The following is a 23,201-nucleotide window of genomic DNA, read 5'->3' as shown; positions in this document are numbered from 1 at the left end:
CGCCCGGTCACGATCAACTGGGTCAGCCAGCGCCGCAGTTGACGCCCCTCGGCGGTGCCGCCGGCCGGCAGGGCGGCCCCCGCCCGCCCGCCGCGCAACCGCGCTTCGGCCGCGTCGACCTCGTCGACAAGGACCGGAATACCGGCGACGGTCGCGACCACGCTCATGTCACCGTCACCTTGACCGCCGGGGTGTAGACCAGCCGGCCGGCGCAGCCTATCCGGACCAGGGCCCACCATTGGCCGGGATCCAGCCCGGCCGGCGGCCTCACGTCGAAGCGCACGTCAACGGTGCCGTGGGCGGGCAGCACCGCACCCGCCGCGGCGGGACCCAGCCACTCCCATGTGCCCCACGGGCTGATCAGGTGCGCCTCGAGGGCCAGGTCCGCCCCGGCGTGGGTGCCGACTCTGACGGTCAGCGCCGCCCTGCCGGCCGGCGGCACCGCCGAGGGGCGTCAACTGCGGCGCTGGCTGACCCAGTTGATCGTGACCGGGCGGGTCGTCGCCGCCGAGGCCGACGCGCGCGGCCTGAGCGGGGCGGGTTCGCCGAGCGAGGCCGAGCTGCTGCCCGACGCGACGGCCCGGCTGGAGCTGGGCAGCGTCGCCGCGGCGGCGCTGGCCGACCCGCGTGCGCGGGCGCTGTTCGCCGACGTCACCGCATCGGTGCGCGTGACCGGCGAGGAGGTGGCCGCCTACCACGCCCGCAACCCACTCCGGTTCGCCGAACCGCGCCGCGAGCGGCACGGCTGGCGGGTCCCGGCAGGGGTCGGCCCGCCGCTCGACGACGTGCGGCCGGCGATCGCCGACCACCTGCGGGGCGCCGCGCGGCGGCGCGCATTCCGGGTCTGGCTGGACGCGCGGCGTGCCGAGCTGGTGCGGCTCGCTCCCGGCTACGAACATCCCGGTGACCCCCGCCAACCCGACAACGTCCACCGGCACTGATGGCGACGCTCACCCTCTGCCTGGACATCGGCGGCACCAAGATTGCCGCCGGCCTCGCCGATCCCGATGGCACGCTGGTGCACACCGTCATCCGGCCCACGCCGAGCGGCGGCGGAGCGGACGAGGTCTGGGCCGCCGTCGACGCGGCCATCGCCGACGCGCTGCTCGCGGCCGGCGGTGCGGTCGCCGCCGTGGGCATCGGTTCAGCCGGCCCCATCGACCTGCACCGCGGAACCGTCAGCCCCATCAACATCAAAGGCTGGCACGGCTTTCCGCTGCGGGACAGGGTGGCCGCCGCCGTGCCGGGGGTGCCCGTACGGCTCGGCGGCGACGGCTTGTGCATGGCGCTGGGTGAGCACTGGCGAGGCGCGGGCCGCGGCGCCGACTTCCTGCTGGGCATGGTGGTGTCCACCGGTGTGGGCGGCGGACTGGTGCTCGGCGGCGTCCCCTACACCGGGCGCACCGGCAACGCCGGCCACGTCGGGCACGTGGTGGTGGAGGACGACGGGCCGCCCTGCGTGTGCGGGGGCCGCGGCTGCGTCGAGACCATCGCGTCCGGACCGTCGATGGTGCGGTGGGCGCGGGCCAACGGGTGGGTCGCGCCGCCCCCCGCGGGCGCCCGGGATCTGGCCGCGGCGGCGGCGGCCGGCGAGCCCGTCGCCGACCGGGCGTTCCGCCGGGGAGCCACCGCGCTCGCGGCGATGATCGCCTCGGTCGGCGCGGTCTGCGACCTGGACCTCGTCGTCATCGGGGGAGGCGTCGCGAACTCCGGCAGCCTGCTCTTCGACCCCTTGCGGGCGAAGCTGGCCGAGTACGCCAGGCTGGACTTCCTGGCCGGTCTGCGGGTGGTGCCCGCCGAACTCGGCGGCGAGGCCGGACTGGTCGGCGCCGCCCGGCTGGCGGCCCTCGGCTGACCGTCCCGGTCGCCTGGAGGCCGCCGTTTTGGCTGACGAGGGCGGGTCAGGCTATCCTGATGGCCGATCCACCGAAGACCGTCGGTCACCGAGAAATCGGTTGAAGGTCCGGGAGCATCCCGGCGGCCCACGCAGGAGGACGAGGCGACAACGCCGGCATGCGCCGGCCGTCTTTCACGCCCCGGCCGCTTCCTGCGCCGGGGCGTACTTCATTCTCAGGCGTTTCTCCGGTGATCACAGACGACACGTCGCATCGCTTTCACATCAGGAGGTACGCATGGCCAGGGCTGACAAAGCCACCGCCGTTGCAGACATCGCCGAGCAGTTCAGGGAGGCGACCGCGACCCTGATCACCGAGTATCGCGGTTTGACCGTGGCCAACCTGGCCGACCTGCGCCGCTCGCTGAGCGGATCGGCCACCTACTCGGTGGCCAAGAACACGCTGATCAAGCGGGCGGCGTCGGAAGCCGGCGTCGAGGGTCTCGACGAACTGTTCGCCGGACCCACCGCCATCGCGTTCGTCACCGGGGAACCGGTGGACGCGGCCAAGGCCATCAAAACCTTCGCCAAGGACAACAAGGCGCTGGTCATCAAGGGCGGCTACATGGACGGCCGCGCGCTGACCGTTGCCGAGGTCGAGCGCATCGCCGACCTGGAGTCGCGCGAGGTGCTGCTGGCCAAGCTGGCCGGCGCGATGAAGGGCAACCTCGCCAAGGCCGCCGGCCTGTTCAACGCGCCCGCCTCGCAGGTCGCCCGCCTCGCGGCCGCCCTGCAGGAAAAGAAGGCCAACGAGGCGCCCGCCGCGCCTGCGGCGGCCGCCCCAGAACCAGCTTCGGAAGCACCCACTGAGGCTCCGGAAACCCCGGCCGAAGCCGAATAACCCCAACCGGAAATTAGGAAGGACCCACACACCATGGCGAAAATGTCTACCGACGACCTGCTCGACGCCTTCAAGGAAATGACCCTGTTGGAGCTCTCCGACTTCGTCAAGAAGTTCGAGGAGACCTTCGAGGTCACCGCGGCCGCTCCGGTCGCCGTCGCCGCGGCCGGCCCGGCCGCCGGTGGCGCCCCCGCCGAGGCCGCCGAGGAGCAGTCCGAGTTCGACGTCATCCTCGAGGCCGCCGGCGACAAGAAGATCGGCGTCATCAAGGTGGTCCGCGAGATCGTCTCCGGCCTGGGCCTCAAGGAGGCCAAGGACCTGGTCGACGGCGCGCCCAAGCCGCTGCTGGAGAAGGTCGCCAAGGAGGCCGCAGAGGAGGCCAAGACCAAGCTCGAGGCCGCCGGCGCCACGGTCACCGTCAAGTAGCTCCACTCGCAAAACCCCCGGGACCGCCTCGCGGCGCTCCCGGGGGTTTTCGTGTGCTCAGCCCAGCGATTGCGCCACTCGTTCTGGTGAATCACCCAGAGCGACAAGGAGATTCGAATTCATCGACGCGAGCAACGGCAGCACCGCGTCGCCGTCGTGACCGTAGTAGCCGGCCAGCTCAAGCATCACGAATCCATGGATCAACGCCCAGAACTGGGCGGCCGTCGACAGCACCGCCGCGTCGTCGTCCGGCGCGCCGGCGCTGATCCGGCCCGCCAGCATGCACCGATGCACCCCCCGCACCACATGCGCGAAGCTGGGAATGTGCTCCTCGATCTCGGCGACCGTGAGGGCCAGGACGTTGCCCGCCGGCGCGTTGATGCCGTGCGCGCTGGTGCTGCCGAACATCAGCCGGTACATGTGCTGATGCTTGATGGCGAAGCGCCGGTAGGCCGCGCCGGTCGCGAACAGGTCGGCGACCGGGTCGGCGGTCTGCGGCACGGTTAGCGCGGCGTCGAACTGGCGCAGTCCCTCGGCGGCCACCTCGGCGATCAGGCCCTGCATCCCGCCGAAGTGCGTGTACACCGCCATCGTCGACGTTCCCGCCGCGGCCGCGACCTTGCGGGTCTGCAGCGCGTCGGGCCCATGCTCGTTCAGCAGGCCGACCGCCGCGGACAGCATCTCGTCGCGGACACTGCGTTGCCCGGCGGGCGCGGTGCCCGCAGTCGCTTCTGAAGTCATCGTTGCCATCTTCCCATCCACGGCGTACGTTGCCTATAACAACGTCATATCAATGTTATAGGAGCTCAGCGATGACGTCCGCGCAAATCTCCGAGACCCGGAATCCCTATCTAGAGGGCCTGCTGGCGCCGGTGCGCGCCGAAGTGACCGCGACCGACCTGCCGGTCACCGGCCGCATCCCCGAGCACCTCGACGGACGCTATCTGCGCAACGGTCCCAACCCCGCCGAGGAGGTCGACCCCGCCACCTATCACTGGTTCAGCGGCGACGGGATGGTGCACGGCGTCGCGCTGCGCGACGGGAAAGCCCAGTGGTACCGCAACCGGTGGGTGCGCAGCCTGTCGGTGTGCGCCGCCCTGGGCGAGCCGACGCCGGGCCGGCTCAACCCGCGGGCGGGCATGCTCTCGCTGGGCGCCAACACCAACGTCCTGGCCCACGCCGGCCGCACCCTGGCGCTGGTCGAGGGCGGGGTGGCCAACTACGAGCTGACCGACGAGCTGGACACCATCGGGACATGCGACTTCGACGGCACCCTGGCCGGCGGCTACACCGCCCACCCGCACCGCGACCCGTGCACCGGCGAATTGCACGCCATCTCTTACTCGTTCGCCCGCGGCCGGACCGTGCAGTACTCGGTGATCGATACCCGGGGTCGCGCGCGCCGCACGGTGGACATCGAGGTGTCGGGGTCGCCGATGATGCACGACTTCTCGCTGACCGACTCCTACGTCGTCGTCTACGACCTGCCGGTGACGTTCGACCCGATGCAGGTACTGCCGGTGACCATGCCCCGCTGGCTCGGCCTGCCGGCCCGGCTGGTGATGCAGTCGCTGATCGGGCGCGTGCGGGTGCCGAGCCCGCTCAACGCGATGATGAACCGGAACCCCAAGCACTCCGACCGGATGCCGTACGCCTGGGACCCCGGCTACCCGGCGCGCATCGGGGTGATGCCGCGCGAGGGCACGAACTCCGACATCCGCTGGTTCGACATCGAACCCTGCTACGTCTACCACCCACTCAACGCCTACTCCGAGATGCGGGACGGCACCGAGGTTTTGGTGCTCGACGTGGTGCGGTACGCGCGGATGTTCGACCACGACCGGCGCGGGCCCGGCGAAGCCCCGCCGACCCTCGAGCGCTGGACCATCAACCTCGCGACCGGCGCGGTGAGCACCGAATGCCGTGACGACCGGCCGCAGGAATTCCCGCGGATCAACGAGACGCTGCTGGGCCGGGAACACCGCTTCGGCTACACCGTCGGTGCGTCCTTCCAGGGCGCCGCGTCCGCGCTGTACAAGCACGACTACGCCACCGGGGGCAGCGTGGTCGCGCCGCTCGACCCGGACCTTTTGCTCGGCGAGATGTCCTTTGTGCCCAACCCCGGGGGCTCCGCGACGGATCGAGCCGAGGACGACGGAATTTTGCTGGGCTACGGCTATCACCGCGAGCGCGACGAAGGCCAGTTGGTCTTGCTGGACGCCGCGACGCTCGAGCCGGTGGCCACCGTGCACCTGCCCCAGCGGGTGCCGATGGGCTTCCACGGCAATTGGGCGCCCACTGGCTAACGTGAGTTGAATAAGACGACCGCCGCCGAGCGCGGCGGGATCTCAGGTCAGCCAATTTTTGTCGGCTGTGCCGCGCAACCCTGATGCCGTGCAGCAAGCGTGCGCTACAGTGACTCATGCCACATAAAAGGGCAGGTGGCGGGCATGTGCGTCGACGGAAGGATCTCCCATGGGTGTCGCTATTGAGGTGAACGGCCTCACGAAGTCCTTCGGGTCGTCGAGGATTTGGGAAGACGTGACGCTGGAGATCCCGGCCGGGGAGGTCAGCGTGCTGCTGGGGCCGTCGGGTACCGGCAAATCGGTGTTTCTGAAGTCCCTGATCGGTCTGCTGCGGCCGGAGCGCGGCTCGGTCGTCATCGATGGCACCGACATCCTGCAGTGCTCGGCCAAGGAGCTCTACGAGATCCGCACGCTGTTCGGCGTCATGTTCCAGGACGGCGCGCTGTTCGGTTCGATGAACCTGTTCGACAACGCCGCCTTCCCGTTGCGCGAGCACACCAAGAAGAAGGAAGGCGAGATCCGTGACATCGTCATGGAGAAGCTGACCCTGGTGGGTCTGGGCGGCGACGAGAAGAAGTTCCCCGGCGAGATCTCGGGCGGTATGCGCAAGCGCGCCAGCCTGGCCCGCGCCCTGGTGATGGACCCGCAGATCATCCTTTGCGACGAGCCGGACTCGGGTCTGGACCCGGTCCGTACCGCCTACCTGAGCCAGCTGATCCTCGACATCAACGCCCAGATCGACGCCACCGTCCTGATCGTCACGCACAACATCAACATCGCCCGCACCGTTCCGGACAACATGGGCATGCTCTTCCGGCGCAAGCTGGTCATGTTCGGCCCGCGCGAGGTGCTGCTGACCAGTGACGAGCCGGTGGTGCGGCAGTTCCTCAACGGCCGCCGCATCGGGCCGATCGGCATGTCGGAGGAAAAGGATGAGTCGACGATGGCCGAAGAGCAGGCCGCCCTCGAGGCCGGTCAGCACGCCGGCGGTGTCGAGGAGATCGAGGGGGTGCCCCCGCAGATCGTCGCCTCGCCGGGAATGCCGGAGCGCAAGGCCGTCGCCCGCCGCCAGGCGCGGGTGCGCGAGATCCTGCACACCCTGCCGCAGAAGGCACAGGCCGCGATCATCGACGACATGGAGGGCACCCACAAGTACCGTGCGCACGAAGTCGGCGACTAGCGGCCCGGTTCGAGTTGCGATAACTTCGCGTAACTCTCCCGGCCCGCCCTCTTGACGACGGGGCGTAAACCGGCCAGTCTGTTGGGCAGCATGTATCCAGTGGAAAGTCGAGATGCCAGCCAGCGCCGATGTCCCTGGATCGCTTGTGCTGGACAGTTGAGGAATGCGCCGCCCTGCGCTATTGTTGGACGTTGCGCTGGCTACCTCCTGCCCACCTCACCCGCCACTTGACAATGTGGTCTAAGCCTGAGCCCCCTCTAGCGGCTTAGTTCTTTAGTTGTGCGCGTGAGATTCGGACAGATCGTTCGCCGGCCAAACCGACACAATTCGCGGCGAACAGACCGGTGGTTCCGGTTCTCGTGAGTCGCACGAGGTGCTGGAAGGATGCATCTTGGCTGATTCCCGCCAGAGCAAAACGGATCGCCCACAAATTTCCTCTAATGGAAGTTCCTTAAACGGCTCCGTACCCGGAGCGCCTAACCGAGTTTCCTTCGCCAAGCTCCGCGAACCGCTCGAGGTTCCCGGCCTGCTCGACGTGCAGATCGACTCCTTCGAGTGGTTGATCGGCTCTCCCCGTTGGCGCGAGGCCGCGGCCGCCCGCGGCGACGTCAAGCCGGTCGGTGGTCTCGAGGAGGTGCTCGACGAGCTCTCGCCGATCGAGGACTTCTCCGGCTCGATGTCGCTGTCGTTCTCCGACCCCCGTTTCGACGAGGTCAAGGCGCCGGTCGACGAGTGCAAAGACAAGGACATGACGTACGCGGCCCCGCTGTTCGTCACGGCCGAGTTCATCAACAACAACACCGGCGAGATCAAGAGCCAGACGGTGTTCATGGGTGACTTCCCGATGATGACCGAGAAGGGCACCTTCATCATCAACGGGACCGAGCGCGTGGTCGTCAGCCAGCTGGTGCGCTCGCCCGGCGTGTACTTCGACGAGAGCATCGACAAGTCCACCGAGAAGCTGCTCCACAGCGTCAAGGTGATCCCCAGCCGCGGCGCGTGGCTGGAGTTCGACGTCGACAAGCGCGACACCGTCGGCGTGCGCATCGACCGCAAGCGCCGCCAGCCCGTCACTGTGCTGCTCAAGGCGCTGGGCTGGACCAACGAGCAGATCCACGAGCGGTTCGGCTTCTCCGAGATCATGATGGGCACGCTGGAGAAGGACAACACTGCCGGCACCGACGAGGCGCTGCTGGACATCTACCGCAAGCTGCGCCCGGGCGAGCCGCCGACCAAGGAGTCCGCGCAGACGCTGCTGGAGAACCTGTTCTTCAAGGAGAAGCGCTACGACCTGGCCCGCGTCGGCCGCTACAAGGTCAACAAGAAGTTGGGTCTGCACGCCGGTGAGCCGATCACGTCGTCGACCCTGACCGAGGAAGACGTCGTCGCCACCATCGAGTACCTGGTGCGCCTGCACCACGCCCGCACGGATGGCCAGCCCGCGGTCATGACCGTCCCCGGCGGCATCGAGGTGCCGGTGGAGACCGACGACATCGACCACTTCGGCAATCGCCGCCTGCGTACCGTCGGCGAGTTGATCCAGAACCAGATCCGGGTCGGCATGTCCCGGATGGAGCGGGTCGTCCGCGAGCGGATGACCACGCAGGACGTCGAGGCGATCACGCCGCAGACGCTGATCAACATCCGGCCCGTGGTCGCCGCGATCAAGGAGTTCTTCGGCACCAGCCAGCTCTCCCAGTTCATGGACCAGAACAACCCGCTGTCGGGTCTCACCCACAAGCGCCGGTTGTCGGCGCTGGGCCCCGGTGGTCTGTCCCGTGAGCGGGCCGGGCTGGAGGTCCGTGACGTGCACCCCTCGCACTACGGCCGGATGTGCCCGATCGAGACCCCCGAGGGTCCCAACATCGGTCTGATCGGCTCGCTGTCGGTGTACGCGCGGGTCAACCCGTTCGGCTTCATCGAGACGCCGTACCGCAAGGTGGTCGACGGTGTGGTCACCGACGAGATCCACTACCTGACCGCCGACGAGGAGGACCGCCACGTCGTGGCGCAGGCCAACTCGCCGATCGACGACAGCGGCCGGTTCGAGGAGTCGCGCGTCCTGGTCCGCCGCAAGGCGGGCGAGGTCGAGTACGTGCCGTCGTCCGAGGTCGACTACATGGACGTCTCGCCGCGCCAGATGGTGTCGGTGGCCACGGCCATGATTCCGTTCCTCGAGCATGACGACGCCAACCGTGCCCTGATGGGCGCCAACATGCAGCGCCAGGCGGTTCCGCTGGTGCGCAGCGAGGCGCCGCTGGTGGGCACCGGCATGGAGCTGCGCGCCGCGATCGACGCCGGCGACGTCGTCGTCGCGGACAAGGCCGGGGTGATCGAGGAGGTCTCCGCCGACTACATCACCGTGATGGCCGACGACGGCACCCGGCACACCTACCGGATGCGCAAGTTCGAGCGTTCCAACCACGGCACGTGCGCCAACCAGTCGCCGATCGTGGACGCCGGAGACCGGGTCGAGGCCGGCCAGGTCATCGCCGACGGTCCGTGCACCGAGAACGGTGAGATGGCGCTGGGCAAGAACCTGCTCGTGGCGATCATGCCGTGGGAGGGTCACAACTACGAGGACGCGATCATCCTCTCCAACCGCCTGGTCGAAGAGGACGTGCTCACCTCGATTCACATCGAGGAGCACGAGATCGACGCCCGCGACACCAAGCTGGGCGCCGAGGAGATCACCCGGGACATCCCGAACGTCTCCGACGAGGTGCTGGCTGACCTCGACGAGCGCGGCATCGTCCGCATCGGCGCCGAGGTCCGCGACGGCGACATCCTGGTCGGCAAGGTCACCCCGAAGGGGGAGACGGAGTTGACCCCGGAGGAGCGGCTGCTGCGGGCGATCTTCGGTGAGAAGGCGCGCGAGGTCCGCGACACCTCGCTGAAGGTGCCGCACGGCGAGTCCGGCAAGGTCATCGGCATCCGGGTGTTCTCCCGCGAGGACGACGACGAGCTGCCCGCCGGCGTCAACGAGCTGGTGCGCGTCTACGTGGCCCAGAAGCGGAAGATCTCCGACGGCGACAAGCTCGCCGGCCGGCACGGCAACAAGGGCGTGATCGGCAAGATCCTGCCCGTCGAGGACATGCCGTTCCTGCCGGACGGCACGCCGGTCGACATCATCCTGAACACCCACGGTGTGCCGCGACGGATGAACATCGGCCAGATCCTGGAGACCCACCTCGGGTGGGTGGCCAAGTCCGGCTGGAACATCGAGGGTTCGCCCGACTGGGCCGCCAACCTGCCGAAGGAGCTGCAGAGCGCGGAGCCCAACGCCATCGTCTCGACGCCGGTGTTCGACGGCGCCCGGGAGGCGGAGCTGCAGGGCCTGCTGTCCTGCACGCTGCCCAACCGGGACAACGAGGTGATGGTGAACGGCGACGGCAAGGCGGTGCTGTTCGACGGCCGCAGCGGTGAGCCGTTCCCGTACCCGGTGACGGTCGGCTTCATGTACATCATGAAGCTGCACCACCTGGTGGACGACAAGATCCACGCACGCTCCACCGGTCCGTACTCGATGATCACCCAGCAGCCGCTGGGTGGTAAGGCGCAGTTCGGTGGTCAGCGGTTCGGTGAGATGGAGTGCTGGGCCATGCAGGCCTACGGCGCCGCGTACACGCTGCAGGAGCTGTTGACCATCAAGTCCGACGACACGGTCGGCCGGGTCAAGGTGTACGAGGCGATCGTCAAGGGCGAGAACATCCCCGAGCCGGGCATCCCGGAGTCGTTCAAGGTGCTGCTCAAGGAGCTGCAGTCGCTGTGTCTGAACGTCGAGGTGCTCTCGTCGGACGGCGCGGCGATCGAATTGCGCGAAGGCGAGGACGAGGACCTCGAGCGGGCTGCGGCCAACTTGGGAATCAACCTGTCCCGCAACGAATCCGCGTCTGTTGAGGACCTGGCTTAATCACTTTTAGTTACTAAACCCGCAAGGGGAAAGGGAGTTACGTGCTCGACGTCAACTTCTTCGATGAACTCCGTATCGGCCTGGCCACCGCGGAGGACATCAGGCAATGGTCTTACGGCGAGGTCAAGAAGCCGGAGACGATCAACTACCGCACGCTGAAGCCGGAGAAGGACGGCCTGTTCTGCGAGAAGATCTTCGGACCGACTCGCGACTGGGAGTGTTACTGCGGCAAGTACAAGCGCGTCCGCTTCAAGGGCATCATCTGCGAGCGCTGCGGCGTCGAGGTGACCCGTGCCAAGGTCCGCCGCGAGCGGATGGGCCACATCGAGCTGGCCGCGCCCGTCACGCACATCTGGTACTTCAAGGGTGTGCCGAGCCGGCTCGGTTACCTGCTCGACCTGGCCCCGAAGGATCTCGAGAAGATCATCTACTTCGCGGCGTACGTGATCACGTCGGTCGACGACGAGATGCGGCACAACGAGCTGTCCACGCTCGAGGCCGAAATGATGGTGGAGCGCAAGGCCGTTGAGGACCAGCGCGACGCCGACCTGGAGGCCCGCGCGCAGAAGCTCGAGGCCGACCTGGCCGAACTGGAGGCCGAGGGCGCCAAGGCCGACGCCCGCCGCAAGGTGCGCGACGGCGGCGAGCGGGAGATGCGCCAGCTCCGTGACCGGGCCCAGCGTGAGCTGGACCGGCTGGAGGACATCTGGAGCACCTTCACCAAGCTGGCCCCCAAGCAGCTGATCGTCGACGAGAACCTCTACCGCGAGCTCGTCGACCGCTACGGTGAATACTTCACCGGCGCCATGGGCGCGGAGTCGATCCAGAAGCTCATCGAGAACTTCGACATCGACGCCGAGGCCGAGATCCTGCGCGACGTCATCCGAAACGGCAAGGGGCAGAAGAAGCTTCGTGCGCTCAAGCGGCTGAAGGTGGTCGCGGCCTTCCAGCAGTCGGGTAACTCGCCGATGGGCATGGTGCTCGACGCGGTGCCGGTCATCCCGCCGGAACTGCGCCCGATGGTGCAGCTCGACGGTGGCCGGTTCGCCACGTCCGACCTGAATGACCTGTACCGCCGCGTGATCAACCGCAACAACCGCCTCAAGAGGCTGATCGACCTCGGTGCGCCCGAGATCATCGTCAACAACGAAAAGCGGATGTTGCAGGAGTCCGTCGACGCGCTGTTCGACAACGGCCGCCGCGGCCGGCCGGTCACCGGGCCGGGCAACCGTCCGCTGAAGTCGCTCTCCGATCTGCTCAAGGGTAAGCAGGGCCGGTTCCGCCAGAACCTGCTCGGCAAGCGTGTCGACTACTCGGGCCGTTCGGTCATCGTGGTCGGCCCGCAGCTCAAGCTGCACCAGTGCGGTCTGCCCAAGCTGATGGCGCTCGAGCTGTTCAAGCCGTTCGTGATGAAGCGGCTCGTCGACCTCAACCACGCGCAGAACATCAAGAGCGCCAAGCGAATGGTGGAGCGGCAGCGTCCCCAGGTGTGGGACGTCCTCGAAGAGGTCATCGCCGAGCACCCGGTGCTGCTGAACCGCGCACCCACCCTGCACCGGCTGGGCATCCAGGCTTTCGAGCCGATGCTGGTGGAAGGCAAGGCGATTCAGCTGCACCCGCTGGTGTGTGAGGCGTTCAACGCCGACTTCGACGGTGACCAGATGGCGGTGCACCTGCCGCTCTCCGCGGAGGCGCAGGCCGAGGCGCGCATCCTGATGCTGTCCAGTAACAACATCCTGTCGCCCGCGTCCGGGCGCCCGCTGGCCATGCCGCGTCTGGACATGGTGACCGGGCTGTACTTCCTCACCACCGAGGTGGACGGCGACAAGGGCGAATTCCGCGCGGCCGCAAAGGATCAGCCGGAGGTGGGCGTGTACTCCTCGCCGGCCGAGGCGATCATGGCCGCCGACCGCGGCGTGCTCTCGGTGCGGGCGAAGATCAAGGTGCGACTGACGCAGCTGCGTCCGCCCGCCGAGATCGAGGCGGAGCTGTTCGGTGCCAGCGGCTGGCAGCCGGGCGATGCCTGGATGGCCGAGACCACGCTGGGCCGGGTGCTGTTCAACGAGCTGCTGCCGGTGGGCTACCCGTTCGTGAACAAGCAGATGCACAAGAAGGTGCAGGCTGCCATCATCAACGATCTCGCCGAGCGCTACCCGATGATCGTGGTCGCGCAGACGGTGGACAAGCTCAAGGACGCCGGCTTCTACTGGGCGACCCGCAGCGGTGTCACGGTCTCGATGGCCGACGTGTTGGTGCCGCCGCGCAAGAAGGAGATCCTCGACCAGTACGAGGAGCGGGCCGAGAAGGTCGAAAAGCAGTTCCAGCGCGGCGCTTTGAACCACGACGAGCGCAACGAGGCACTGGTGGAGATCTGGAAGGAGGCCACCGACGAGGTCGGTCAGGCGCTCCGCGAGCACTACCCCGCCGACAACCCGATCATCACGATCGTCGACTCGGGTGCCACCGGTAACTTCACCCAGACCCGAACGCTGGCCGGCATGAAGGGCCTGGTGACCAACCCGAAGGGTGAGTTCATCCCGCGTCCGGTCAAGTCGTCGTTCCGCGAGGGCCTGACCGTGCTGGAGTACTTCATCAACACGCACGGTGCCCGAAAGGGCTTGGCGGACACCGCGTTGCGTACCGCCGACTCGGGTTACCTGACCCGTCGTCTGGTGGATGTCAGCCAGGACGTCATCGTCCGCGAACACGACTGCGAGACCGAGCGCGGCATCCTCGTCGAGCTGGCCGAGCGTCAGCCCGACGGCACCCTGATCCGCGACCCGTACATCGAAACCTCGGCGTACGCACGGACTCTGGGCGCCGACGCGGTCGACGAGGGCGGCAACGTCGTCGTCCGCCGCGGTGAGGACCTGGGTGACCCGGAGATCGACGCCCTGCTGGCGGCCGGCATCACGCAGGTCAAGGTGCGCTCGGTGCTGACGTGCACCACCGGCACCGGCGTGTGCGCGACCTGCTACGGGCGGTCCATGGCCACCGGAAAGCTGGTCGACATCGGCGAGGCCGTCGGCATCGTCGCCGCCCAGTCCATCGGCGAGCCCGGCACGCAGCTGACCATGCGCACCTTCCACCAGGGTGGTGTCGGTGAGGACATCACCGGCGGTCTGCCCCGGGTCCAGGAGCTGTTCGAGGCCCGCGTCCCGCGCGGCAAGGCCCCGATCGCGGACCTCACCGGGCGGGTGCAACTGGAGGAGGGCGAGCGCTTCTACAAGATCACCATCATTCCCGACGACGGGAGCGAGGAGGTCGTGTACGACAAGCTCTCCAAGCGGCAGCGTCTGCGTGTCTTCAAGCACGAGGACGGTTCCGAGCGGGTGCTCTCCGACGGCGACCACGTCGAGGTGGGCCAGCAGCTGATGGAAGGCTCGGCCGACCCGCACGAGGTGCTGCGCGTGCAGGGCCCCCGCGAGGTGCAGATCCACCTGGTCCGCGAGGTCCAGGAGGTCTACCGCGCCCAGGGTGTGTCGATCCACGACAAGCACATCGAGGTGATCGTCCGCCAGATGCTGCGCCGCGTCACCATCATCGACTCGGGCGCAACGGAGTTCCTGCCCGGTTCGCTGATCGACCGTGCGGAGTTCGAGGCGGAGAACCGTCGGGTGGTGGCCGAGGGCGGCGAGCCCGCCGCCGGCCGTCCGGTGCTGATGGGCATCACGAAGGCGTCGCTGGCCACCGATTCGTGGCTGTCGGCGGCGTCGTTCCAGGAGACCACGCGAGTCCTGACCGATGCGGCGATCAACTGCCGCAGCGACAAGCTCAACGGTCTGAAGGAGAACGTGATCATCGGAAAGCTGATCCCGGCCGGTACCGGTATCAACCGGTACCGCAACATCCAGGTGCAGCCGACCGAGGAGGCCCGGGCCGCTGCGTACACGATCCCGTCCTACGAGGATCAGTACTACAGCCCGGACTTCGGCCAGGCCACCGGTGCCGCGGTGCCGCTGGACGACTACGGCTACAGCGACTACCGCTAGTTCGACGACGATGCGGCGAGGTAACTCGCCGCTGAGGAGTCGGACAATCGAATCGAGTCCACACCGAAAAGCCCCGGGTTCGCCCGGGGCTTTTTCGTTGGCCCGAGCGTCACCCTGGTGTGGCGCCCGCCCAACGCGGCCGCATCATTCGCCACATCGGTACCGCTCAAGGACCACCACTCGATCCCCGAATTTGATATCGCGGGCGCTATCGAATTTGGGGCTCGCCTATTGGTTCCGCGCACCTCCTCGCGTCCGGCTTCCCAACTACACTGGCCGCGTGCTCATCGGTTCACATGTCCACAACGACGACCCCCTGGCCGCCGCCCAGGCGGATGGCGCCGACGCGGTGCAGTTCTTCCTGGGCAACCCGCAGAGCTGGAAGAAGCCCAAGCCGCGCGACGACGCCGAGGCGCTGAAGGCGTCCACCATCCCGCTGTATGTCCACGCGCCGTACCTGATCAACGTGGCATCGGCCAACAACCGCATCCGCATCCCCTCGCGCAAGATCCTGCAGGACACCTGCGATGCGGCGTCGGAGATCAACGCGACGGCGGTGATCGTGCACGGCGGCCACGCCGACGACGACGACATGGAGGCGGGCTTCGAGCGCTGGGTCAAGGCGCTGGACTACCTCGAAACCGAGGTGCAGGTGTACCTGGAGAACACCGCCGGCGGTGATCACGCGATGGCGCGCCACTTCGACACCATCGGCAGGCTCTGGGATCGCATCGGCGACAAGGGAATCGGCTTCTGCCTGGACACCTGCCACGCCTGGGCCGCGGGCGAGGAGCTGATCGACGCGGTGGACCGGATCAAGGCCCTGACCGGACGCATCGACCTGGTGCACTGCAACGACTCGCGCGACGCCGCCGGCTCGGGCGCCGACCGGCACGCCAACTTCGGCACCGGCCAGATCGATCCCCAGCTGCTCGCCGCTGTCGTCAAGGCCGCCGACGCGCCGGTCATCTGCGAGACCGCCGACGAGGGCCGCAAGGACGACATCGCGTTCCTGCGGGAAAAGACAAGCGGCTGAGTTACGGCCCGTGCTCGGTCGGCTCGCGGCACTTCTCGGGGTGGTCCTGCTGGCCGTGGGTTGTGCGCCGACTCCGCCCTCCGGCTTCGTCACCGGGACCAGCCTGCACCACCTCGAAGTGGGCGGACACGATCGCAGCTACCGGCTCTACGAACCGGCGGGCAAACCCGCTTCGCCGCCGCTCGTCGTGGTGTTGCATGGCTATTCCGGGAGCGCGAGAGAGGTCGAAAGGGATTACGGTTGGGACGAATTGGCCGATTCGGCCAAGTTCGTCGTCGCGTACCCGGATGGACTCGAGCGGGCCTGGAACGTCGACGGGGAAGGCTGCTGCGGCCGGCCGGGGCGGGAGGGTGTCGACGACGTCGCCTTCGTCAGCGCGGCCGTCGCCGACATCGCCAAGCACCTCGGCACCGACCCCGCCCGCGTCTATGTCGCCGGCATGAGTAACGGCGCCATCATGGCCTACACGCTGGCTTGCACCACCGACGTCTTCGCCGCGATCGGACCGGTGGCGGGCACCCAGCTCAACCGCTGCCCCAACCCGCGTCCGGTCTCGATCATGCACATCCACGGGACGGCGGATCGGCTGGTGCCCTACGGCGGCGGGCAGGGCTTCAGCGTGATCAACGGTCCCTCGGTACCCGAGGTGAATGCGTTCTGGCGCAACGTCGATCAGTGCGCGGCCCCGGCCACCACGACGAATGGCCCCCTCAGCACGTCGACGGCGGGATGTGCGGGCAGCCGCGGCGTCACGCTGATCACGATCGAGGCGGGCGGTCACGAGTGGCCCCCGTTCGCCGCACGGACGCTCTGGGATTTCTTCGCCGCGCACCCACGGTAACGCCCTATTACACCTCTTGTGCGGCTGTCGGAAAAATGTAACATGAGTGGCATGTCGGATACGCATGTCGTCACCAACCAGGTCCCCCCGCTGGAGAATTACAACCCCGCGACGTCCGCGGTGCTCGTCGAGGCCCTGATCCGCGAGGGCGGGGAATGGGGACTGGAAGAGGTGAACGAGGTGGGCGCGATCGCGGGTGGCCCCGAAGCGCAGCGGTGGGGCGAGCTCGCCGACCGCAACCGGCCCATCCTGCACACCCACGACAAGTACGGCCATCGGGTCGACGAGGTCGAGTACGACCCGGCCTATCACGAGCTGATGCGCACGGCGATCGCCACGGGCATCCACGCCGCGCCGTGGGCCGACGACCGCCCGGGCGCGCACGTGGTGCGGGCGGCGAAGATGTCGGTCTGGAACGTCGAGCCCGGCCACACCTGCCCGATCTCGATGACCTACGCCGTGGTCCCCGCGCTGCGCTACAACCCCGAGCTCGCCGCCGTTTACGAGCCCCTGCTGACCAGCCGCGAATACGATCCCGAACTCAAGCCGGCCACCACCAAGCGAGGGATCACCGCCGGCATGTCGATGACCGAGAAGCAGGGCGGATCCGACGTGCGCGCCGGCACCACGCAGGCGACCCCCAACGCGGATGGCAGCTACAGCCTGACGGGCCACAAGTGGTTCACCTCGGCGCCGATGTGCGACATCTTCCTGGTGCTCGCGCAGGCCCCGGGCGGGCTGTCGTGCTTCCTGTTGCCGCGGGTGCTGCCCGACGGCACCCGCAACCGAATGTTCCTGCAGCGCCTCAAGGACAAGCTCGGCAACCACGCCAACGCCTCCAGCGAGGTCGAGTACGACGGTGCGACCGCGTGGCTGGTGGGCGAGGAGGGCCGCGGCGTCCCCACCATCATCGAGATGGTCAACCTGACCCGCCTGGACTGCACCCTGGGCAGCGCCACCAGCATGCGCACCGGCCTCACCCGCGCCATCCACCACGCCCAGCACCGAAAGGCGTTCGGCGCCTACCTGATCGACCAGCCGCTGATGCGCAACGTGCTGGCCGACCTCGCCGTGGAGGCCGAGGCCGCGACCATCGTCGCGATGCGGATGGCCGGCGCCACCGACAAGGCGTTGCGCGGCGACGACCAGGAGGCGCTGCTGCGGCGCATCGGCCTGGCGGCCAGCAAGTACTGGGTGTGCAAGCGCGCCACCCCGCACGCCGCCGAGGCGCTGGAATGCCTGGGCGGCAACGGTTATGTCGAGGACTCGGGCATGCCGCGGCTGTTCCGCGAGGCGCCTCTGATGGGCATCTGGGAGGGCTCGGGCAACGTCAGCGCGCTGGACACGTTGCGCGCCATGGCCACCCGGCCCGAGTGCGTCGATGTGCTGTTCACCGAGCTGGCCGAAAGCGCCGGCGCGGACCCGCGACTCGGCGGTCACGTCGAGCGGCTGCGCCACGACCTGACCGACCTGGACACCATCGCGCACCGCGCCCGCAAGGTGGCCGAGGACATCTGTCTGGCGCTGCAGGGTTCGCTGCTGGTCCGCCACGGCCACCCCGCCGTCGCGGAGGCCTTCCTGACCACCCGGCTCGACCGCCAGTGGGGCGGGGCCTACGGCACCATGCCCGCCGGCCTCGATCTGGCCCCGATCCTCGAGCGTGCTCTAGTAAAGGGATGACGCACGCGATCAGGCCGGTCGACTTCGACAACCTGAAGACCATGACCTACGAGGTCACCGACCGGGTTGCCCGGATCACCTTCAACCGCCCGGAGAAGGGCAACGCGATCGTCGCGGACACCCCGCTGGAGCTCTCGGCACTGGTCGAGCGCGCCGACCTCGACGCAGGCGTGCACGTCATCCTGGTGTCGGGCCGCGGCGAGGGGTTCTGCGCCGGGTTCGACCTGAGCGCCTATGCCGACCGCACCGGCTCGGCCGGCGGGACCGGCGCCTACGAGGGCACCGTGCTGAGCGGAAAGACGCAGGCGGTCAACCACTTACCCGACCAGCCGTGGGACCCGATGATCGACTACCAGATGATGAGTCGATTCGTGCGCGGCTTCTCCAGCCTGATGCACGCCGACAAGCCGACGGTGGTCAAGATCCACGGTTACTGCGTGGCCGGGGGCACCGACATCGCGCTGCATGCCGACCAGGTGATCGCCGCCGCCGACGCCAAGATCGGCTACCCGCCCACGCGGGTGTGGGGCGTCCCGGCGGCCGGGCTGTGGGCGCACCGGCTCGGCGACCAGCGCGCCAAGCGCCTGCTGTTCACCGGTGATTGCATCACCGGCGCGCAGGCGGCCGAGTGGGGGCTGGCGGTCGAGGCCCCGGACCCGGCGGACCTCGACGAGCGCACCGAACGGCTCGTGCAGCGGATCGCCGCGGTGCCCGTCAACCAGCTGATGATGGTCAAGCTCGCGCTGAATTCGGCTCTGCTGCAACAGGGTGTGGCCACCAGCAGGATGGTCAGCACCGTGTTCGACGGCGTTGCCCGGCACACCCCGGAAGGTCACGCCTTCGTCGCCGACGCCGTGGAGCACGGATTCCGCGACGCGGTGCGGCATCGCGACGAACCCTTCGGTGACTACGGCCGCCGCGCGTCACAGGTGTAAACCGTGCCCACCATGACGGCCCGGTCGGTGGTGCTCAGCGTGCTGCTGGGGGCCCACCCGGCCTGCGCCAGTGCGAGCGAATTGGTCAGACTCACCGCCGATTTCGGCATCAAAGAGACGGCCCTGCGAGTGGCGCTGACCCGAATGGTCGGCGCCGGTGACCTTATCCGCTCCGCCGACGGCTACCGGCTCTCGGATCGCCTACTTGCCCGCCAGCGGCGGCAGGACGACGCCATCAACCCGCGGGTCCGGCCGTGGCGCGGGGAGTGGATCACGCTGATCGTGACCAGCGTGGGCGGTGACGCGCGGACCCGGGCCGCCCTTCGAAACGCCCTGCACGGCAAGCGCTTCGGCGAACTACGCGAGGGCGTCTGGATGCGACCCGACAACCTGGGCATCGATCTCGATCCCGAGATCGATGCCCGCGTGCACGTCCTGCGGGCCCGCGACGACGATCCCGCCCGGCTGGCCGCCCAGCTGTGGGACCTGCCGGCCTGGGCCCGCGCCGGCCACCGGCTGCTCGACGAGATGGCCACCGCACCAGACATTCCCGGCCGTTTCGTGGTCGCGGCGGCGACGGTGCGGCACCTGCTCACCGACCCGGTGCTGCCCGACGAACTGCTGCCGGACGACTGGCCCGGGGCCCGGCTGCGCGCGGCCTACCACGACTTCGCCACCGAGTTGCTCGAGCGGCGGGAACCACTATTTACGGAGGCAAAATGAGCGATCCGGTGCGTATCGAGCGCAACGGCCCGGTGACGACGGTGATCCTGAACCGCCCGGCGGCGCGCAACGCGGTCAACGGCCCCACCGCCGCGGCGCTGTACGCGGCGTTCGACGAATTCGACCGCGACGACACCGCGTCGGTTGCCGTGTTATGGGGCGACGGCGGAACCTTCTGTGCCGGAGCGGATCTGAAGGCCTTCGACACCCCCGACGCCAACGCCGTGCACCGCACCGGTCCCGGCCCCATGGGCCCGTCGCGCATGGTGCTGTCCAAACCGGTGATCGCCGCGGTCAGCGGCTACGCCGTCGCGGGCGGGCTGGAGCTGGCCATCTGGTGCGACCTGCGGGTGGCCGAGGAGGACGCCGTGTTCGGGGTGTTCTGCCGGCGCTGGGGGGTGCCGCTGATCGACGGCGGTACCGTGCGGCTGCCGCGGCTGATCGGGCAGAGCCGCGCGCTGGACATGATCCTGACCGGCCGCGGGGTCAAAGCCGACGAGGCGCTCGCGATGGGGTTGGCCAACCGCGTCGTGCCCAAGGGCCAGGCACGGCAGGCGGCCGAGGAGCTGGCCGCCCAACTGGCCGCGCTGCCCCAACAGTGCCTGCGATCCGACCGGCTTTCCGCGCTACATCAATGGGGCTGGACGGAATCCGAGGCGATCGACTTCGAGTTCGCCAGCATCTCCCGCGTCGCCGCCGAGGCGAACGAGGGGGCCGGGCGGTTCGCCGCCGGCGCCGGCCGGCACGGGGCCCCCGCAGGCTAGCCGGTCCCTTACGGTGCGAGCCGCACCCTGCCGGGTGGCGTGGGCGGGGCGGGCGGCTCCGGGCCGGCGCCGCTGCCGCCGGGGGATCCGCCCGGCGCCGGTGCAGCGGGCGCCTGCTGTTGCGGTCCCGGTTGCGGCTCCTGCGCCGGGGGTGGCGGCGGTTGTTGCCGTGGAGACGGCGTCGCGACCGGCGCGGGTGGCGTCAGGATCTGTGCTGTCGGCGGCGGGGGCGGCGGAAGCTGCGGCGGGTCCGGCTGGCCGGTTTCCCCCGCGGGGATCACGTGCAAGGCCGATCGCGGCTCCCGAAGATTCGGTTCGTCAGCGCCCGGCAGGGGATTCGCCATGGATTGCAGGGCAGCGATCTTCGGTTGGTTGTTGGGGCAGTAGGCCTCGACTGCGGCGGAGATGAACCGGGCAATGGTGCGCGCGACGCGGTCGGGTGGGTATTGGCCGCCGGCCCCGTTGGCATTGAACGCCCTCTCCCGCATGTCGTCGACGACGCCGTCCGCCGACATGCCGCCATCGAGTTGGCGGCAAATTCTGTGGGCGGTGGCGATGAGGCTCGGCACGTTCTCGAGGGCGGGGATTTGCTTTTGGTTGAGCAGCGCCAAGAACTGGTCATCGGGGTTGGGGTCGGCCGCCGCCGCGCCGTGCGGCAGCATCACGACGCCGGTCAGTACCACAATGGCCGCAACCAGTGCGCGGGCGTGATTGCTGGTACCGGTGAACATGGCTGGCTTCCGTTCTGCTGGCAAAAATCATATGCCCATGGTCTGCCCGCGGCACCTCGACGGCGCGGTATGCGGGTCGTACACCGGGGTGCCAGAGAAGCAGCGGCGCCATGCGCCCCGGCCGCACCGCACCGGGAGATGAAAGCCTTTGTAGCGCAACGGCAAGGCGCGCTACGTTCGCCGGCTAGCCGCCCTTGGTGATGGTGTTGCCGGAACCCAGGTTGTCGACCTTGGGCGCACCGTCTTTGTAGGTGATGGTGTTGTTGAGCCCTACCACGCTGATGCGGGTGTCGACCTTGTCCAGGGTGATCTTGTTGTCCGTGCCGCCGACGGTTACTGTCGCGCAGCTGCCCGTGACCGTCAGGGTGTTGTTCGAACCGCCCACGTTCAGCGACTTGCCGCTGGCGCAGTCAAGCGTCGCGGTGGTGCCCATCGAGCCGTAGTTGAGCGTATTGCCGATTTCGACCGACGCGGTGGTGCTCTCCCCGCTCGACCCCGTGGTCGGGGCCGCCCCGGCGCTCGTCGTGGTCGTGCTGCTCTTCGTTGTCGTGGTCGTGGCACCGCCGGGCGGGTTGGCCGTCGAACTGCACCCTGCAACCAGCATGGCTGCGACGGCCGGCGCCACGGCGAGCGCGGTCAGCCCCGAGGGGCGGTCAAAGATGTGGGCGGACATTGTTTCTCGATCCCCTCGATTCGGATGCTCTTCGGTTTGGGTGGCGATGTGGTGCCGGGTTCAGCCGGGCACCTGCTGGAGCCGGTTGGTCATGCCCAACTCGCGGCCGCGGTCCCAGATGAACGGCGTGCCGTTGTGGTAGAACACCGTCTGGTCGTAGCCGTAGACGGTGATGTCGTGCGAGACCGAATCGGCGACGACGGTGTTGGACGAGCCCATCACCGTGACCGCGTAGCAGTTGCCCAGCGCGGTGACGTTGTTGAAGGAGCCGTTGACGAACAGCGTGGCGTCGTTGCAGTCGAGCGTCTGCTGGATGCCCTGCCCGATGACGTGGGTGTCGCCGTTCTTCGCGTGAGCCGGGGGAGCGGATGCCGCGGCGGCAGTGATGACACAGGTTGCCAGCGACCCGGCGACGGTTGTCCAGTTCACTGCGGGCCCCCTTTTTGACCGGTGGATCTGCTCGATGAGATTACGTCCATCCGGCCATGGCTGAAACGGTTTCGCGGTCGGCGTCAACTAGAGTCATTAGTTAAGCACCACGATCATCGCAAGCGAAGGGCCTCGCCATGGCAGCTCACCCGGAAACGCCGTCGGCGGCCGGGCGCCCGCGGGCGGGAAGAACCGGCTCGCGCCCGGCGAAGCTGAGCCGCGAGGGCATCATCGACGGCGCGCTCACCTTCCTGGACCGGGAAGGCTGGGACGCCCTCACCATCAACGCGCTGGCGATGCAGCTGGGCACCAAGGGGCCGTCGCTGTACAACCACGTCGACAGCCTGGAGGACCTGCGCCGCGCGGTGCGGATCCGCGTCATCGACGACATCATCACGATGCTGAACAGGGTCGGCGAGGGCCGCGCCCGCGACGACGCGGTGCTGGTCATGGCGGGCGCGTACCGCAGCTACGCCCATCACCACCCCGGCCGGTACTCGGCCTTCACCCGGATGCCGCTGGGCGGCGACGACCCCGAGTACACGGCGGCGACCCGGGGTGCCGCGGCGCCGGTGATCTCGGTGCTGTCCTCCTACGGTCTCGACGGCGACGAGGCGTTCCACGCGGCCCTGGAGTTCTGGTCCGCGCTACACGGCTTCGTGCTGCTGGAAATGACCGGTGTCATGGACGACATCGACACCGACGCGCTGTTCTCGGACATGGTGCTGCGGCTGGCGGCAGGCATGGAGCGGCGCGTCGCGCACGGTTAACCGCCGCTTTGACCTGCGAGACCGGCGGCGGGTATTGTGGAGGCTCGTGCCTGGCGGCTTGCGGCGC

The 23,201-nt window shown here is 68.6% G+C and carries 19 protein-coding genes and 2 pseudogenes; 15 read left to right on the top strand and 6 right to left on the bottom strand.

The window, feature by feature from the left end:
• Both A5711_RS06865 and A5711_RS26105 read right to left on the bottom strand, forming a co-directional pair.
• Positions 1–167, bottom strand: a pseudogene (locus A5711_RS06865) (malonyl CoA-ACP transacylase); the annotation flags it as partial.
• Positions 164–424 (bottom strand): annotated as a pseudogene (locus tag A5711_RS26105) (hypothetical protein); the annotation flags it as partial. The pseudogenes A5711_RS06865 and A5711_RS26105, both read right to left, overlap by 4 nt.
• Between A5711_RS26105 and A5711_RS06860 the strand changes: the two are divergent.
• The 4 genes from A5711_RS06860 to rplL all read left to right on the top strand — a co-directional run bounded on the left by A5711_RS06860 (position 357) and on the right by rplL (position 3,161).
• Positions 357–941, top strand: a complete 585-nt coding sequence (locus A5711_RS06860; RefSeq protein WP_067944864.1) for a malonyl CoA-ACP transacylase — start codon at positions 357–359, stop codon at positions 939–941. The pseudogene A5711_RS26105 and the gene A5711_RS06860 sit on opposite strands and share 68 nt — an antisense overlap.
• Positions 941–1,855 carry an ROK family protein gene (locus A5711_RS06855; RefSeq protein ID WP_067944859.1) on the top strand — a complete coding sequence of 305 codons (915 nt, stop codon included), beginning with the start codon at positions 941–943 and terminating at the stop codon, positions 1,853–1,855. The genes A5711_RS06860 and A5711_RS06855 overlap by 1 nt, the downstream gene beginning before the upstream one ends.
• Before the next feature lie 277 nt (positions 1,856–2,132).
• Positions 2,133–2,735: a 50S ribosomal protein L10 gene (gene rplJ, locus A5711_RS06850; RefSeq protein WP_067944858.1), complete on the top strand. Its 603-nt coding sequence runs from the start codon at positions 2,133–2,135 to the stop codon at positions 2,733–2,735.
• Between the two features lie 33 nt (positions 2,736–2,768).
• Positions 2,769–3,161: a 50S ribosomal protein L7/L12 gene (gene rplL / locus A5711_RS06845; RefSeq protein WP_066951972.1), complete on the top strand. Its 393-nt coding sequence runs from the start codon at positions 2,769–2,771 to the stop codon at positions 3,159–3,161.
• Between the two features lie 57 nt (positions 3,162–3,218).
• On the opposite strand, the gene A5711_RS06840 is transcribed toward rplL, so the two are convergent.
• A complete protein-coding gene (locus A5711_RS06840; RefSeq protein WP_369806129.1) occupies positions 3,219–3,911 on the bottom strand; it encodes a TetR/AcrR family transcriptional regulator in 693 nt (230 codons plus the stop codon).
• Positions 3,912–3,973: 62 nt separating this feature from the next.
• Here A5711_RS06840 and A5711_RS06835 point away from each other — a divergent pair, with 62 nt between their 5' ends.
• The 10 genes from A5711_RS06835 to A5711_RS06790 all read left to right on the top strand — a co-directional run bounded on the left by A5711_RS06835 (position 3,974) and on the right by A5711_RS06790 (position 20,531).
• The gene (locus tag A5711_RS06835) at positions 3,974–5,467 is read left to right on the top strand and encodes a carotenoid oxygenase family protein (protein ID WP_067944857.1); all 1,494 of its coding nucleotides are present in this window, start codon (positions 3,974–3,976) and stop codon (positions 5,465–5,467) included.
• Positions 5,468–5,636: 169 nt separating this feature from the next.
• Positions 5,637–6,647, top strand: coding sequence for an ABC transporter ATP-binding protein (locus A5711_RS06830; RefSeq protein ID WP_066951969.1), 1,011 nt, complete (start codon positions 5,637–5,639; stop codon positions 6,645–6,647).
• A 391-nt stretch (positions 6,648–7,038) separates the two neighbouring features.
• Positions 7,039–10,560: a DNA-directed RNA polymerase subunit beta gene (locus A5711_RS06825; protein WP_156744811.1), complete on the top strand. Its 3,522-nt coding sequence runs from the start codon at positions 7,039–7,041 to the stop codon at positions 10,558–10,560.
• A 41-nt stretch (positions 10,561–10,601) separates the two neighbouring features.
• On the top strand, positions 10,602–14,552 hold the full coding sequence (locus A5711_RS06820) for a DNA-directed RNA polymerase subunit beta' (RefSeq protein ID WP_067944856.1): 3,951 nt from the start codon (positions 10,602–10,604) through the stop codon (positions 14,550–14,552).
• A 280-nt stretch (positions 14,553–14,832) separates the two neighbouring features.
• Positions 14,833–15,588: a deoxyribonuclease IV gene (locus A5711_RS06815; RefSeq protein ID WP_067944855.1), complete on the top strand. Its 756-nt coding sequence runs from the start codon at positions 14,833–14,835 to the stop codon at positions 15,586–15,588.
• Between the two features lie 10 nt (positions 15,589–15,598).
• On the top strand, positions 15,599–16,429 hold the full coding sequence (locus A5711_RS06810) for a PHB depolymerase family esterase (protein ID WP_067944854.1): 831 nt from the start codon (positions 15,599–15,601) through the stop codon (positions 16,427–16,429).
• Between the two features lie 51 nt (positions 16,430–16,480).
• The gene (locus A5711_RS06805) at positions 16,481–18,109 is read left to right on the top strand and encodes an acyl-CoA dehydrogenase family protein (protein ID WP_067944853.1); all 1,629 of its coding nucleotides are present in this window, start codon (positions 16,481–16,483) and stop codon (positions 18,107–18,109) included.
• Positions 18,106–19,044, top strand: coding sequence for a crotonase/enoyl-CoA hydratase family protein (locus A5711_RS06800; protein WP_067944852.1), 939 nt, complete (start codon positions 18,106–18,108; stop codon positions 19,042–19,044). The genes A5711_RS06805 and A5711_RS06800 overlap by 4 nt, the downstream gene beginning before the upstream one ends.
• 3 nt (positions 19,045–19,047) lie before the next feature.
• On the top strand, positions 19,048–19,767 hold the full coding sequence (locus tag A5711_RS06795; protein ID WP_067944851.1) for a PaaX family transcriptional regulator C-terminal domain-containing protein: 720 nt from the start codon (positions 19,048–19,050) through the stop codon (positions 19,765–19,767).
• On the top strand, positions 19,764–20,531 hold the full coding sequence (locus A5711_RS06790) for a crotonase/enoyl-CoA hydratase family protein (protein ID WP_067944850.1): 768 nt from the start codon (positions 19,764–19,766) through the stop codon (positions 20,529–20,531). The genes A5711_RS06795 and A5711_RS06790 overlap by 4 nt, the downstream gene beginning before the upstream one ends.
• An 8-nt stretch (positions 20,532–20,539) precedes the next feature.
• On the opposite strand, the gene A5711_RS06785 is transcribed toward A5711_RS06790, so the two are convergent.
• The 3 genes from A5711_RS06785 to A5711_RS06775 form a co-directional block, all read right to left on the bottom strand.
• Positions 20,540–21,262, bottom strand: a complete 723-nt coding sequence (locus A5711_RS06785; RefSeq protein WP_067944849.1) for a DUF732 domain-containing protein — start codon at positions 21,260–21,262, stop codon at positions 20,540–20,542.
• A gap of 184 nt (positions 21,263–21,446) precedes the next feature.
• A complete protein-coding gene (locus tag A5711_RS06780; RefSeq protein ID WP_067944848.1) occupies positions 21,447–21,935 on the bottom strand; it encodes a DUF3060 domain-containing protein in 489 nt (162 codons plus the stop codon).
• Positions 21,936–21,995: 60 nt separating this feature from the next.
• A complete protein-coding gene (locus A5711_RS06775; protein WP_067944847.1) occupies positions 21,996–22,364 on the bottom strand; it encodes a DUF3060 domain-containing protein in 369 nt (122 codons plus the stop codon).
• A 137-nt stretch (positions 22,365–22,501) separates the two neighbouring features.
• Here A5711_RS06775 and A5711_RS06770 point away from each other — a divergent pair, with 137 nt between their 5' ends.
• Entirely contained in the window at positions 22,502–23,134 is a 633-nt protein-coding gene (locus A5711_RS06770; protein ID WP_067944846.1) for a TetR/AcrR family transcriptional regulator, read from the top strand.
• Positions 23,135–23,201 lie beyond the last annotated feature (67 nt).

Origin of the sequence: Mycobacterium sp. E2238, assembly GCF_001672665.1 — a bacterium.
Taxonomy (GTDB): Bacteria; Actinomycetota; Actinomycetes; order Mycobacteriales; family Mycobacteriaceae; genus Mycobacterium.
The sequence above is the reverse complement of the archived record's forward strand: the minus strand, read 5'-3'. Positions and strand labels throughout refer to the sequence as shown.

What these genes read in the sequence shown, in the direction of transcription:
- A5711_RS06855 (WP_067944859.1), top strand. Translation starts at nt 941, where the DNA reads ATGGCGACGCTCACCCTCTGCCTGGACATCGGCGGCACCAAGATTGCC.
- rplJ (WP_067944858.1), top strand. Translation starts at nt 2,133, where the DNA reads ATGGCCAGGGCTGACAAAGCCACCGCCGTTGCAGACATCGCCGAGCAG.
- rplL (WP_066951972.1), top strand. Translation starts at nt 2,769, where the DNA reads ATGGCGAAAATGTCTACCGACGACCTGCTCGACGCCTTCAAGGAAATG.
- A5711_RS06840 (WP_369806129.1), bottom strand. Translation starts at nt 3,911, where the DNA reads ATGGCAACGATGACTTCAGAAGCGACTGCGGGCACCGCGCCCGCCGGG.
- A5711_RS06835 (WP_067944857.1), top strand. Translation starts at nt 3,974, where the DNA reads ATGACGTCCGCGCAAATCTCCGAGACCCGGAATCCCTATCTAGAGGGC.
- A5711_RS06830 (WP_066951969.1), top strand. Translation starts at nt 5,637, where the DNA reads ATGGGTGTCGCTATTGAGGTGAACGGCCTCACGAAGTCCTTCGGGTCG.
- A5711_RS06805 (WP_067944853.1), top strand. Translation starts at nt 16,481, where the DNA reads ATGTCGGATACGCATGTCGTCACCAACCAGGTCCCCCCGCTGGAGAAT.
- A5711_RS06800 (WP_067944852.1), top strand. Translation starts at nt 18,106, where the DNA reads ATGACGCACGCGATCAGGCCGGTCGACTTCGACAACCTGAAGACCATG.
- A5711_RS06790 (WP_067944850.1), top strand. Translation starts at nt 19,764, where the DNA reads ATGAGCGATCCGGTGCGTATCGAGCGCAACGGCCCGGTGACGACGGTG.
- A5711_RS06785 (WP_067944849.1), bottom strand. Translation starts at nt 21,262, where the DNA reads ATGTTCACCGGTACCAGCAATCACGCCCGCGCACTGGTTGCGGCCATT.
- A5711_RS06780 (WP_067944848.1), bottom strand. Translation starts at nt 21,935, where the DNA reads ATGTCCGCCCACATCTTTGACCGCCCCTCGGGGCTGACCGCGCTCGCC.
- A5711_RS06770 (WP_067944846.1), top strand. Translation starts at nt 22,502, where the DNA reads ATGGCAGCTCACCCGGAAACGCCGTCGGCGGCCGGGCGCCCGCGGGCG.